The 13,168-nt window shown below is 73.6% G+C and carries 11 protein-coding genes; 8 read left to right on the forward strand and 3 right to left on the reverse strand.

What is annotated here, in order from left to right; translation table 11 throughout:
• Window positions 1-9 precede the first annotated feature (9 nt).
• Window positions 10-1,320 carry a serine hydrolase gene (locus EAD96_RS18465; RefSeq protein ID WP_121685173.1) on the reverse strand — a complete coding sequence of 437 codons (1,311 nt, stop codon included), beginning with the start codon at window positions 1,318-1,320 and terminating at the stop codon, window positions 10-12.
• 98 nt (window positions 1,321-1,418) lie between these two features.
• Here EAD96_RS18465 and EAD96_RS18470 point away from each other — a divergent pair, with 98 nt between their 5' ends.
• The 4 genes from EAD96_RS18470 (at window position 1,419) to EAD96_RS18485 (ending at window position 6,234) form a co-directional block, all read left to right on the forward strand.
• On the forward strand, window positions 1,419-1,892 hold the full coding sequence (locus tag EAD96_RS18470; RefSeq protein WP_121685174.1) for an NfeD family protein: 474 nt from the start codon (window positions 1,419-1,421) through the stop codon (window positions 1,890-1,892).
• Between the two features lie 5 nt (window positions 1,893-1,897).
• Window positions 1,898-3,004 (forward strand): SPFH domain-containing protein, encoded by a 1,107-nt coding sequence (locus EAD96_RS18475; protein WP_121685175.1) that lies wholly within the window; start codon window positions 1,898-1,900, stop codon window positions 3,002-3,004.
• Window positions 3,005-3,129: 125 nt separating this feature from the next.
• Complete coding sequence (locus tag EAD96_RS18480; RefSeq protein ID WP_121685176.1) at window positions 3,130-3,933, forward strand: hypothetical protein; 804 nt, start codon at window positions 3,130-3,132, stop codon at window positions 3,931-3,933.
• 90 nt (window positions 3,934-4,023) lie between these two features.
• Complete coding sequence (locus tag EAD96_RS18485; RefSeq protein ID WP_233585955.1) at window positions 4,024-6,234, forward strand: transglycosylase domain-containing protein; 2,211 nt, start codon at window positions 4,024-4,026, stop codon at window positions 6,232-6,234.
• 12 nt (window positions 6,235-6,246) lie between these two features.
• Here the strand turns inward: EAD96_RS18485 and EAD96_RS18490 are convergent, their stop codons facing one another.
• The gene (locus tag EAD96_RS18490) at window positions 6,247-6,879 is read right to left on the reverse strand and encodes a thymidylate kinase (protein ID WP_121685178.1); all 633 of its coding nucleotides are present in this window, start codon (window positions 6,877-6,879) and stop codon (window positions 6,247-6,249) included.
• 116 nt (window positions 6,880-6,995) lie between these two features.
• On the opposite strand from EAD96_RS18490, the gene EAD96_RS18495 reads away from it, so the two are divergent.
• Window positions 6,996-7,556, forward strand: a complete 561-nt coding sequence (locus tag EAD96_RS18495; RefSeq protein ID WP_121685179.1) for a dihydrofolate reductase family protein — start codon at window positions 6,996-6,998, stop codon at window positions 7,554-7,556.
• 4 nt (window positions 7,557-7,560) lie between these two features.
• Here EAD96_RS18495 and EAD96_RS18500 read toward each other — a convergent pair whose 3' ends face one another.
• Entirely contained in the window at window positions 7,561-9,393 is a 1,833-nt protein-coding gene (locus EAD96_RS18500) for a thiamine pyrophosphate-requiring protein (RefSeq protein ID WP_121685180.1), read from the reverse strand.
• Window positions 9,394-9,495: 102 nt separating this feature from the next.
• On the opposite strand from EAD96_RS18500, the gene EAD96_RS18505 reads away from it, so the two are divergent.
• The 3 genes from EAD96_RS18505 to EAD96_RS18515 all read left to right on the forward strand — a co-directional run.
• Entirely contained in the window at window positions 9,496-10,308 is an 813-nt protein-coding gene (locus EAD96_RS18505) for a TrmH family RNA methyltransferase (protein WP_368666032.1), read from the forward strand.
• Window positions 10,309-10,365: 57 nt separating this feature from the next.
• Window positions 10,366-11,817, forward strand: coding sequence for an argininosuccinate synthase (gene argG, locus EAD96_RS18510; RefSeq protein WP_120569000.1), 1,452 nt, complete (start codon window positions 10,366-10,368; stop codon window positions 11,815-11,817).
• Between the two features lie 99 nt (window positions 11,818-11,916).
• Window positions 11,917-13,168, forward strand: a 1,252-nt coding sequence (locus EAD96_RS18515; RefSeq protein WP_121685182.1) for a PucR family transcriptional regulator ligand-binding domain-containing protein, incomplete at its 3' end; no start/stop codon positions are given.

The following is a 13,168-nucleotide window of genomic DNA, read 5'->3' on the forward strand; positions in this document are numbered from 1 at the left end:
CGGGTGGCGTCAGGGGAGTTCGTCGGGGGTGCGGGTCAGGACGAAGGTGGCTATGTCCAGGGCTACGGGGGTGCCGGAAGCGTCTCGGATGACGGTGAGGATCTCGCCGTCCTGGGAGCCGGAGCGGCCCCGCCACCGGTCCGGTCCCTCGTGGGTGAACCGGAGCAGCGGCCTGCCCACCTGACCGCCGACCAGGTCGCCGACGGCGTCGACGCGGAACTCGTACTCGCCGCCCATCCACCACCAGCGGCCGGTCAGCGCGGCCACGTCGGCGGCGGGCGGGTCGGCCGGGCGCCACGGGGCGGGCGCGGCCGGTTCGGCGTCCAGCACCAGCGTGAGTGCCTCCCGGCCGAGCGCGCCGATGTGGTGGCCGCGCAGCCCGTACGAGTTGGCGAAGTTGACCACCGCGGTGCGGGTGGGCCGGTGCACGGCCAGGCCGGCGACGTACCCGGGCATGGAGCCGCCGTGCCCGACGTACACCCGGTCGCCGACCCGGTAGAGCTCCACGCCGAGGCCGTGCCCGCCGCTCCACGAGTCCAGGTCGTTGATCACCATGGGGGCGCACATCTCGGTGAGTGTCGCGGGGGAGAGCACCGCCGGGTCCGGGTCGGCCAGGAACGCGGCCCAGCGGCCCAGGTCCTCGACCGTCGACCAGAGCTGCCCGGCCGGGGCCATCGCGCCGGTGTCGGTACGCGGCTCCTCCCGCAGCGTCTCGTGCCAGGGGTGGACGACGTAGCCGGTGGCGTACGGCTCGGTGGGGTGGTACGTGGTGCGGCGCATGCCCAGCGGCGCCAGCAGCCGCTCGGTCAGCAACTGCGCCCACGGCGTGCCGGTGATCCGTTCCAGCACGCCGCCGAGCAGCCCGTACGCCAGGTTCGAGTAGTGGTAGACGAAGTGCGGCGGGTGGGCGATCTTGTCCGGCGTCAGTCCGGCCAGCAGGGTGTCCAGGTCCGTGCCCCCGGCGCGCTCCCACCACTCGCCGTCCGGCTCGCGTTGCAGGCCGCTGACGTGGCCGAGCAGCCGGCGCACGGTGACCGAGCCGACCGGGGTGCCGGGCAGGTGCGCGTCGAGCGGGTCGTCCAGCGCGAGCCGGCCGGCGTCGCGCTGCTGCATCACCAGCACCGCGGTCATGGTCTTGGTGATCGAGCCGACCCGGTACTGCAGGTCGCCGTCCGGGCGGGGCGTCTCACCGGCGACCGCCAGGTGCGCCAGCCGGCCGTCGCGGACCACGCCGAGCGCGAGCGAGGGGCCTCGTCCTTCGGCCTGGGCCCGGGCGACCAGCAGGTCCACCTGACGCGCGGTCTCGGGCAGCAGGGACATGTCGTCCTCCTCGTCGGCCGGGGGTGCGGTACGCCGTGCCGAGCCTAGCGATCATGACAGTTCGATGACACGTGCGTTGACGTGTCAGGATTGTTCTCGTGGACGCCGTCTTCTGGATCGTTCTGGGTGTGGCATTAGCGGTCGCCGAGATCTTCACGACGACGCTCTTCCTGATCATGTTCGGGGTCGGGGCGTTCGCCGCTGCCGGCGCCGCGGCGCTCGGTGCGCCGGTGGCGCTCCAGGCGGTGATCTTCGCGGTGGTGTCGGCGCTGTCGGTGGCGGTGGTCCGTCCGGTGGTCCGGCGGCACGCCCGGCCGGCGCTGGAGACCGGGGAGCAGCCGTTCGGGGTCGAGGCGCTGGAGGGGGCCACCGCTGTGGTCCTGGAGCCGGTCGACGCCGACCGGGGCATGGTCAAGATCGATGGTGAGCTGTGGACGGCCCGCTCGTACGACGCGACGCGCACGTACGCCGAGGGTGAGCGGGTGCAGGTGATCAAGGTCCGGGGCGCTACCGCCCTGGTATGGCAGGACGACATTTCCACCCCGGGCGAGCTGCCCGAAGCGAAAAGGTGAACGGTATGGAGTTTCTTGCGATCCTGATGATCGCGGTGGCGTTGATCGGTGTGGTGACGCTGTTCAAGGCGGTACGGATCGTGCCGCAGCAGCGTCAGGACGTGGTGGAGCGGCTCGGCCGGTACAAGCGCACGCTGAACCCGGGCCTCAACCTGCTGGTGCCGTTCGTCGACGCGGTGCGTACCAAGGTCGACATGCGCGAGCAGGTGGTCAGCTTCCCGCCCCAGCCGGTGATCACCTCCGACAACCTGGTCGTCTCGATCGACACGGTTCTCTACTTCAAGGTGGTCGACTCGGTTCGCGCCACCTACGAGATCTCCAACTTCCTCCAGGCCATCGAGCAGCTCACCGTCACCACGCTGCGTAACGTGATCGGCTCGCTCGACCTGGAGCGCGCGCTGACCAGCCGCGAGGAGATCAACCGGCACCTGTCCGGCGTGCTGGACGAGACCACCGGCCGCTGGGGCATCAAGGTGACCCGGGTCGAGATCAAGGCGATCGAGCCGCCGCCGAGCATCCGCGACTCGATGGAGAAGCAGATGCGCGCCGAGCGGGACCGCCGCGCCGCGATCCTCAACGCCGAGGGGCACAAGCAGTCGCAGATCCTCACCGCCGAGGGTGAGAAGCAGGCCGCGGTGCTGCGCGCCGACGGTGACCGGCAGGCCCGGATCCTCCAGGCGGAGGGTCAGGCCAAGGCGATCCGTACCGTCTTCGACGCGATCCACACCGCCAACCCGAGCCAGAAGGTGCTGGCCTACCAGTACCTCCAGGCGCTGCCGCAGATCGCCAACGGCACTGCGAACAAGGTCTGGATCGTGCCGACCGAGCTGACCAAGGCCCTGGAGGGCATGGGTGGCGCGCTGGGCGGTCTGGCCAACATGGTCGGCGACCAGCCGTCGCCGGAAGCCGCCAAGAGCGCCGGCGAGGTCGAGCGGGAGGCCGCCGAGGCCGCCGAGGCCGCGGCCATCGCGGCCCAGGAGATCCACGACGAGGTACGCGTGGCCGAGGCGCAGGCCACCGGCGGCAACAACCCGAAGGGTCTGCCCGCGCCGGAGCCGGTGTCGCCGGCGAGCCTGGTGAACGACCCGGCGGACCAGCGCGAGCGGGGCTGACCGGCAAATCCGAGAATCCCTCATACGGCGCTCCGGCGGCTGCCACCATCGGTCTTGAGGACGGGTGGTGAGCAGGGCCGGAGCGCCGTTGCGCGTCCCGGGCCACGGCGCGAACGAGGTGACGTATGAAGGACCCGGCGAACCGGCTGTTCTCCCGTACCCCGGTCCCCGGCGCGCACGACCCCGCCGGGCCGATCGGCTCCCGGCGTACCGGAGGGGGTTTCGGGGTCCTGCCGTTCGTCTCCGAACCCGGCCCCGGGGCGCCGGCCACCGACGCGACCTGGGCCTGGTCGATCCGCCGGTTCGCCCGCGCGGCGGTCTGGCTGCTGCCGGCGTACGCGGTCCTCTACGGCCTGGTGGCGATGGCCAGCGACGGCGGCGTGGGCAACGACCCGTACCCGGCCGACGGCCGGGCGCTCTACCTGGTCGGCTGGGTCGCAGCGGTGTGGCTGGGGCTGCTCGCCCTGCTCGCGCTCACCGGCCTGCTCGCCGCCACCCGCTGCCGCCGCGTCGCGCTGGCCGGGCTGCTCGCGAGCATCGGCGGGATGGTGCTGATGCTGCCGTTCGCCGGGCTGGCCGAGCAGACACCGGTGTTCGGCGTGACCGCGCGCGGCATCGTGCTGTTCGGCGCCACCCTCTACAGCGTGGGCTGGTTCCTGACCGGCTGGTCGGTCGCCCGGTCCGGGATGTTCTCCTACGGCGACGGGACCATGCTGATGATCGCCGCCCCGCTGCTCGGGCTGGGCGGCGCGCTGATCGGCTCGCTCCAGACGTTCGGTGCGATCTTCGTGCTGGTCGCCGGCATCGGCATCGGCTACCGCAGCGGCCGCCTGGTGCCCGAGACGATCGCCCGGGACGCCGCGGCGGCCAGCGTCGCCGCCGCACCGGTGCCGCCCGCGTCACCGAAGGGCCCACTCGGGGCGGGCTGACCGTTTCTCGGCTGGGCGGTCGCCGTGAAGTAACTGACAGTTGCCTGGCGAGGTGGCCGGTAGGCGGCTTTCGTGGCAATCCTTGCGTCCATGCCGTCTCCCAGGTCGCCGCTGTCGCGGCTGTTCACCGTGCTGCTGGCCGGCCTGCTCGCCGGGCTCGTCCTCGCGGTCGCCGCGCTTCCCGGCGGACTGCTCGGCGGGTTCGCCGCCCGGGCGGCGCTCGGCGCGTACGCGGACCTGCCCGACGCGCTGCGCACCCCGGTGCAGCCGCAGCGTTCCTACCTCTACGCCAACGACGGCAAGACGCTGATCACCACGTTCTACGACGTGAACCGCACCGACGTGTCGCTGGACGAGATCGCCCCGGTGATGCGGCAGGCGATCATCGCGGCCGAGGACCGGCGGTTCTACTCGCACGGCGGCGCGGACCTGCGCGGCATCGCCCGCGCGCTGGTGGCGAACGTCAAGGGCGGCGGCACCGAGCAGGGCGGCTCCACGCTGACCATGCAGTACGTCCGCAACGTGCTCAAGACCGACCCGAACCGCACCCCGGAGGAGCGGCAGGCCGCCACCGAGCAGACAGTCGGGCGCAAGCTCCAGGAGATCCGGTACGCCAACGCGCTGGAGCAGTCGCTGTCCAAGGACGAGATCCTCAACCGCTACCTCAACATCGCGTACTTCGGCTCCGGCGCGTACGGCGTCGCCGCCGCGAGCCAGCGCTACTTCGGCAAGGCACCGGCCGACCTGACGCTGGGCGAGGCGTCGCTGCTCGCCGGCCTGGTGCAGTCGCCCGACGCGTACAGCCCGATCGACGGCGACAAGGACCAGGCGCTGACCCGGCGCGGGTACGTGCTCGACGCGATGGCTGAGACCGGCGCGATCACCGCGCAGCAGGCCGCCGCCGCGAAGGCCGAGCCGCTGAAGCTGCGCCCGACCGCCCAGCCCAACGGCTGCACCGCCACCGCCCAGGGCCACGACGACTGGGGCTTCTTCTGCGACTACCTGCGCCGCTGGTGGGTCACCCAGCCGGCCTTCGGCAGCACCCCCGAGGAGCGCGAGCAGGCGCTGCGCCGGGGCGGCTACCGCGTCGTCACCACGCTTGACCCGAAGATCCAGGAGACCGCGCAGGAGCAGGCCACCAAGGTCTACGGGTACGGCAACAAGCGGGCGCTGCCGATCGCGGCGGTCGAGCCCGGCACCGGCCGGGTCCTCGCGATGGCGGTGAACCGGCACTACAGCCTCGACGCCAACCCGGACGGGCAGGCCAACCACCCGAACACGGTCAACCCGCTGATCTCCGGCGGCGCCAGCGTCGACGGCTACCAGGCCGGCTCGACGTTCAAGATGTTCACCATGCTGGCCGCGCTGGAGGCCGGCAAGCCGCTGTCCACCGGCTTCGACGCCCCGAGCCGGCTGCCCACCCGGTACGCCTCGGACGACGAGGGCAACTGCGACGGCACGTGGTGCCCGGCGAACGCCAACCCGCAGTGGATGGACGGCTACCGGATGATGTGGGACGGCTTCGGCCGGTCCGTCAACACGTACTTCGTCTGGCTGGCCGAGCAGGTCGGCGAGGACAAGGTGGTGGAGATGGCCCAGCGCCTCGGCATCACCTTCCGCGCCGACTCCGACGCCGCGTTCGCCCGCGACAACGCCGCCGACTGGGGCGCGTTCACGCTCGGCGTGGCCGCCACCACCCCGCTGGACCTGGCGAACGCGTACGCCACGGTGGCCGCCGAGGGCACGTACTGCACGCCGCTGCCGGTGGTCTCGGTGACCGCGCCCGACGGCGACCCCGTCGACGTGGCGCAGCCGTCCTGCAAGCGGGTGCTCGAACCGGACGTGGCCCGCGCCGCCACCGACGCGGCCCGGTGCCCGGTCGGCCAGCAGTCCGCGTTCGGGCAGTGCAACGGCGGCACCGCCACCGCCGTCGACTCGATCGTCGGCCGCCCGGTGGCCGGCAAGACCGGCAGCTCGGAGCGCAACGCCACCGAGACGTTCGTCGGGTACACCCCGCAGGTCGCGGTGGCCGGCATCGCCGCCAACCCGGACGACGCCACCGACCTGGTCGGCTCCGCCGTGCAGGCGAAGGTGATCGACGCGGTGGCCCGGACCATCAAGACCGCGCTCACCGGCAAGCCGGTGGCCGGCTTCACCGCGCCGAGCCGGGCGCTGGTCGGCGACCCGCAGCGCCCGCAGCCGCCCCGCCGGACCGAGCCGGACCGCCGCGAGCAGCGCGAGGACCGCGAGGACCGCGAGCTGCCCTCCGACGTGCTCCGCTGGCTGCGCGAGCGGGGCTGAGCCGGGCCCGCCTCACGCGCCCGGTGGAGGCGGGGTGGTCGCCCGGGTCGTCAGCGCGGCGTCGAGCGCGGCGTCCAGGGCGGCGGCCACCTCCGCCGGGACGCGGTCGCCGTCGAGCACCGTGAACGTGCCGAAGTCGGGCAGCGCCCGGTAGGCGGCGTCCAGCGCCCGCAGGTGCGCCGGTTCCTCGGTGTCGATGCCCCGCGCGGCCACCCGCAGCCGCGCCACCTCGGGGGAGGTGGCGAGGAAGCACACCACCGCCGGCCGCGGGAAGACCGCGTACGCGGCGCGCACCACGCGCCGTCCCCGGTCGCCCCTGGCCGCCATGATCACGTCCTGGCACCAGGTCCACCGGTCCAGCACCGCCACCCGTCCGGTCAGGCGGGCCACCGCGACGGTCCGGGCCATCGCCGCCGCGCGCACCGTCGCCTCCAGCGCCGGATAGAGGGTACGGCCGAACAGCGCCACCCCGTCGGCGCGGCCGAACGCCCGGGCCAGCCGGTTCCACAGCGGCCGGCCACCGGCGTTCTCGAAGTACCGCGCCGGGACACCCCGCTCGCGCAGCCGCGCCGCGAGTGCCCTGGCCTGGGTCGTCTTGCCGGAACCGTCGACACCGATCAGTGCGATCATCACGGGGCGGGCCACGCCGGGAGGCTAGCCGGAAATCGACGACGCCGGGTTGTCGGATCCGCCCGGCCGGCTCCGACCCACCGGCGAGCGCGCCCGTTCCGGGGGCGCCGTGCGACGCGGAGGAACACATCATGGGCACTGTCGTCTACGGGGTGCACACGTCGGTCGACGGCTTCATCGAGGGGCCGAGCGGCGAGTTCGACTGGCCGGAGATGGGGGAGGAGCTGTCCGCGTACTCGATCGGGTTGGCCGAGCGGGCCGCCGCCTTCGTCTACGGGCGGCGGGTGTGGGAGATGATGTCCTCCTACTGGCCGCAGGTCGAGTCGATCTCCGACCACCCGCACGACCTGGCGTTCGCGCCGATCTGGCGGCGTACCCCGAAGATCGTGGTCTCGCGGACGCTCGCCGAGGCCTCCCACGGCGCCGTGGTGGTCGGCGGCGGCGACCTGGCGAAGGAGTTCGCCGAGGTTCGCGAGCGGTTCCCCGGCGACCTGCTGGTCACCGGCGGCACCGGCGCGGCGACGGCGCTGGCCGCGCTCGGGCTCGTCGACACCTACGAGGTGATCGTGCATCCGGTGGTGCTCGGCGGCGGGCGGCAGGTGCTGCCCGACCTGGCCCGCCAGCACCTGCGGCTGGTCGAGACGCGCACCTTCGACGGGCGGTCGGTGCTGCTGCGCTACGCGCGGGCCTGACGCCTCAGCGGCCCCGGCGGCGGGGCCGGTACGTGGCGAGCGCGGCCGGCACGCCGCGCCGCACGATGCCGGCCCGGTCGCTGTCCCCGCGCAGCACCGCCGCGGCGGTCTTGCGGGCCTGCTCGGCGGTGAAGTGCGGCGGCAGCATCAGCTCTGCCGGGTCCACCACCGCGTTGACCACTGCCGGCCGGTCCGCGTCGAGCACCCGCTGCCACAGGCCGTCCACCCGGGCGGGGGAGTCGACCAGCTCGCCGCCGAGGCCCAGCACCTCCGCCCACCTGTGGTACGCCACGTCCGGCAGATCCTGGCTGTCCGGGAACATCGGCGTGCCCTCACCGGACCGCTGTTCCCAGCTGACGAACGCGAGGTCCCGGTTGTTGAGCACCAGCACGACGAACCGGGGGTCGGCCCACTCCCGCCAGTACTTCGCCACCGTGATCAGCTCGTTGACGCCGTTCATCTGCATCGCCCCGTCGCCGAGCAGCGCGATCACCGGGCGGTCCGGGTGGGCGAACTTCGCCGCCAGCGCGTACGGCATCCCGCCGCCCATCGAGAGCAGCGTGCCGGAGAGGCTGGCCAGCATGCCGGGGCGGACCCGCACGTGCCGGGCGTACCAGGCGGTGGCGGTGCCGCAGTCCACGGCGAGCATGGCGTCGTCCGGTAGCGCGTCGTCGAGCGTGGCGAACAGCGACTGCGGGTTGACCGGGTCGGCGGGCTGGGCGGCGACCTCGCGTTGCGAGGCCCGCCACTTGCCGGTGGCGTCGGCGAGGGTGGCCCGCCAGGCGGTCGGGCCCGGCCCCGGGCCCAGCTCCTTGAGCAGGGCGCGCAGCGTCGGCCCGGCGTCGCCGGTCAGGTTCACCTCGGTCGGGTAGCGCAACCCCATCCGGGTGCCGTCGATGTCGATCTGCACCGCCCGCGCCTGGCCCTCCGGCGGGTAGAACTCCGAGTACGGCATCTGGCTGCCGACGATCAGCAGCCGGTCGCACTCGCGCATGAGCTGCCAGCTCGGGCGGCTGCCGAGCAGGCCGATCGCGCCCGTCACCCAGGGCTGCCGGTGGTCGACGGCGGTGAAGCCGAGCAGCGCGGTGGCGACCCCGGCGCCGAGCCGGTCGGCGATCCGGCGTACCTCGTCCTCGGCGCCCAGCGCGCCCTGCCCGACCAGCATCGCCACCCGCTCACCGCCGCGCAGCACCTCGGCGGCGCGGCGCACGTCGGCCTCCGGCGGCACGGTCGGCGTGCTGCTCGGCACGGCGCTGGTGTGGTAGTAGCCGTGGGCATGCGGCGGGTGCGGCACCGCCGGCAGGTCCTGCACGTCGGAGGGCAGGACCAGGGCGGTCACCGTACGCCGGGCCAGTGCCGTGCGGCAGGCGCGGTCCACCAGGTGCCGGGCCTGCGACGGGTCGTCGAGCTGGGCCAGGAAGGCCGACGCCACGTCCTTGTAGAGCGAGAGCAGGTCCACCTCCTGGTAGTAGCCGCCGCCCTCGGCGGGCAGCGCGGTGTGCCCGAGCAGCGCCACCACCGGCTGGTGGTCGAGCTTGGCGTCGTAGAGGCCGTTGAGGGCGTGGATCGCGCCCGGACCGCTGGTCACCACCACGCAGCCGAGCGGTCCGCCGCCGTACTTGACGTGCGCGCCGGCCGCGAAACCGGCGGTCTCCTCGTGCCGGACCTGGATGAACCGGGCGCGGCCCTCGGCGCGTTGCAGCGCCGAGGTCATGCCGTTGATCCCGTCGCCCGGGTAGCCGTAGTAGCGGTGCACGCCCCACTCGGCGAGCCGGGCCACCAGGTAGTCGGCGACTGTGGCGTCGCGGGGGAGGTTGCCGTCGTGATCCGCGCCCATCCTGGTCCCTCCGTCACCGTCGGCCTTCCGGCTCCGTTCCCCGCCCGGGACGACGGAAACCCGGCCCGCGCCGGAGCGGCCGGGCGGGCCGGGCAGAATCGCCTGGTGCCCGTCCACGAGATCACCGACCCCGACGACGACCGGATCGCCGACTACCGCGCGCTCACCGACGTGGAGCTGCGTACCCGCTGGGAACCCCCGCACGGGCTGTTCATCGCCGAGGGGGAGCTGGTGCTGCGGCGGGCGCTGCGGGCCGGCTACCCGGCCCGGTCGTACCTGGTCGACGCCAAGCGGGTCGACCAGCTCGCCGACCTGGACACCGGTGACGCGCCGGTGTACGCGGCCACGCCGGACGTGCTCCAGCGCGCCACCGGCTTCCACGTGCACCGCGGCGTGCTCGCGTCGTTCCACCGCAAGCCGCTGCGCCCGGCCGACGAGGTGCTGGCCGCCGCCCGGCGGGTGGTGATCCTGGAGGACGTCAACAACCACACGAACCTGGGTGCGATCTTCCGGGGCGCTGCCGCGCTCGGCGTCGACGCGGTGCTGCTGTCTCCCACCTGCGCGGACCCGCTCTACCGGCGCAGCGTACGGGTCAGCATGGGCGAGGTGTTCGCGGTGCCGTACGCCAGGCTCGACCGCTGGCCCGACGGGCTGGACCAGGTCCGGGCGGCCGGTTTCACGGTGCTCGCGATGACACCCGCGCCGGATGCCGTACCGATGCAGCGGCTGACCCCGGCGCAGCGCGAGCGGGCGGCGTTGCTGCTCGGGGCCGAGGGGCCGGGCCTGACCGCGGCGGCGCAGGCGGCCAGCGACGTGCGGGTGGTGATCCCGATGCGGCGCGGCGTGGACTCGCTGAACGTGGCCGCCGCCGCGGCGGTGGCGTTCTGGGAGCTGGGGCGGGAGGACGCGCTCTGAGGACCGGCTCCCTCGACCAGCTTGCATGACCATGCGACGCCGTGCATAATCTTCCTTGTGTCCAAGGTTCTCACCTCCCTGCCCATCGGCGAACGTGTCGGCATCGCCTTCTCCGGCGGCCTCGACACCTCGGTAGCCGTCGCGTGGATGCGCGACAAGGGCGCCGTCCCCTGCGCCTACACCGCTGACATCGGCCAGTACGACGAGCCCGACATCGCCTCGGTGCCCGGCCGCGCCCACACCTACGGCGCCGAGGTCGCCCGGCTCGTCGACTGCCGCGCCGCGCTGGTCGAGGAAGGGCTGGCGGCGCTGACCTGCGGTGCCTTCCACATCCGCTCCGGCGGGCGGGCCTACTTCAACACCACGCCGCTGGGCCGCGCCGTGACCGGCACGCTGCTGGTCCGGGCGATGATCGCCGACGACGTGCAGATCTGGGGCGACGGCTCGACGTTCAAGGGCAACGACATCGAGCGGTTCTACCGGTACGGCCTGCTGGCGAACCCGCAGCTGCGGATCTACAAGCCGTGGCTGGACACCGACTTCGTCACCGAGCTGGGCGGCCGCACCGAGATGTCGGAGTGGCTGCTGGAGCGCGGCCTGCCCTACCGGGACAGCACCGAGAAGGCGTACTCCACCGACGCCAACATCTGGGGCGCCACCCACGAGGCCAAGACGCTCGAACACCTGGACACCGGCATCGAGACGGTCGAGCCGATCATGGGGGTCAAGTTCTGGGACCCGTCCGTGGAGATCCCCACCGAGGACGTCACCATCGGCTTCGACCAGGGCCGCCCGGTGACGATCAACGGCAAGGAGTTCGGCAGCGCCGTCGACCTGGTGCTGGAGGCCAACGCCATCGGCGGCCGGCACGGCCTGGGCATGTCCGACCAGATCGAGAACCGGATCATCGAGGCCAAGAGCCGGGGCATCTACGAGGCCCCCGGCATGGCGCTGCTGCACGCCGCCTACGAGCGGCTCGTCAACGCCATCCACAACGAGGACACGCTCGCCAACTACCACAACGAGGGCCGCCGCCTCGGCCGCCTCATGTACGAGGGCCGCTGGCTGGACCCGCAGGCGCTGATGCTGCGCGAGTCGCTGCAGCGCTGGGTCGGCACGGCGGTCACCGGCGAGGTGACGCTGCGGCTGCGCCGGGGCGAGGACTACTCGATCCTGGACACCACCGGTCCGGCGTTCAGCTACCACCCGGACAAGCTGTCGATGGAGCGCACCCAGGACTCGGCGTTCGGCCCGGCCGACCGGATCGGCCAGCTCACCATGCGCAACCTCGACATCGCCGACTCCCGGGCCAAGCTGGAGCAGTACGCCTCCGTCGGCATGGTCGGCGGCGGCACCCCGCAGCGGATCGTCGGCGCCGCCCAGGCTGCCTCGACCGGGCTGATCGGCGCCATGCCGCAGGGCGGCGCGGAGGCCATCGCGTCCCGGGGCGTGCCCACCGCCGAGGACGAGGCGCTCGACCGGGCCGCGATGGAGTTCGGCGTCGACTGATCGCCACGGCTCGTCCCGTCTGCCCGCCCGCCGGTCCCCGCCTTCTCGGCGGGCTGGCGGGCGGTGTGGCTTTCGGCAACGGTGGTGACGCAGGGTAGCGTGTCGCCCGTGTTCCCTACCGTGCGTGAGGTGCTGGACCTGGTGCCCGTGCGCAACGGCGCGCCGCGCCTGGTCGCCGGGACCGCCGGGCTGGACCGGCCGGTGCGGTGGGTGCACATCGCCGAGGTGCCGGACATCGCCACCCTGCTCGGCGGCGGGGAACTGGTCCTCACCACCGGGATCGGACTGCCGGGCGACGACGCCGGGCTCCGCGAGTTCATCGGCGCCCTGGCCGACGTCGGCGTCTCCGGGCTGGCCGTCGAGCTGGGCCGCCGCTACGTCAGCGGAGTGCCCCGGGTGATGGCCGCCGCCGCCGAACGCCGCGGCCTGCCCCTGATCGAGCTGCGCCGGGGCACCCCGTTCGTCCGGATCACCGAGGCGGTGCACGCGCTGATCGTGGACGCCCAGCTCACCGAGCTGCGCGCCACCGAGGAGATCCACCAGCGGTTCACCGAACTGTCGGTCGACGGCGCCGAACCGGCTGAGGTGCTGCGGCAGGCCGCCGAACTGGCCGGCTGCCCGATGGTGCTGGAGAACCTGTCCCGGCAGGTGCTCGCGTACGACCCGGCGGGGGAGAACGCCGAACTGCTGCTGGACGGCTGGGAACGGCACTCGCGGCAGATCCGCCCGCCCGGGCGCACCGCGTACGACCCGGACAGCGGCTGGCTCGTCACCACCGTCGGCGCGCGGGGCCAGGACTGGGGACGGCTGCTGCTGCGCTGGCCGGCGACCGAGTCCACCCCGCCGACCCGGCTCACCATCCTGATCGAACGGGCCGCCTCCACGCTGGCCCTGGGCCGGCTGATCCGCCGCGACGCCGAGGGCCTGGAACGGCAGATCCACCGCACGCTGCTGACCGCGCTGATCGACCACTCCCGCCCGGTGGACGAGGTGGCGCTGCGCGCCAAGGCGCTCGGCGTCGTCCTGGACCGCCGGCACCTGGTCGGCGTCGTGGTCCGGCACCGCGCCGACGAGCCCGCCGGCGACGCGGGCACCCCCGACGACGAGCCCGCCCCCGCCCGGCGCGGCGGGCGCCGCGACACCGACGCCGAAGGCCCGGAAGCCGGCCCGGCCCGGCTGCGCGACCTCGCCGAGGCGGTCAGCCAGGCCGTCCGGGACGCCAAGCTCACCGCGCTGACCAGCCCGCTCGACGACCAGGCCGTGGGCGCGCTGCTGGCGCTCCCCGACCCGGCCGCCGAGGAGAAGGCACTGTCCGCGTTCGCCGCCGGGTTGCGCCGGGTACGCCTCGACC

The organism is Micromonospora sp. BL1, from assembly GCF_003667485.1.
In the GTDB taxonomy this organism is placed as follows: domain Bacteria; phylum Actinomycetota; class Actinomycetes; order Mycobacteriales; family Micromonosporaceae; genus Micromonospora; species Micromonospora tulbaghiae.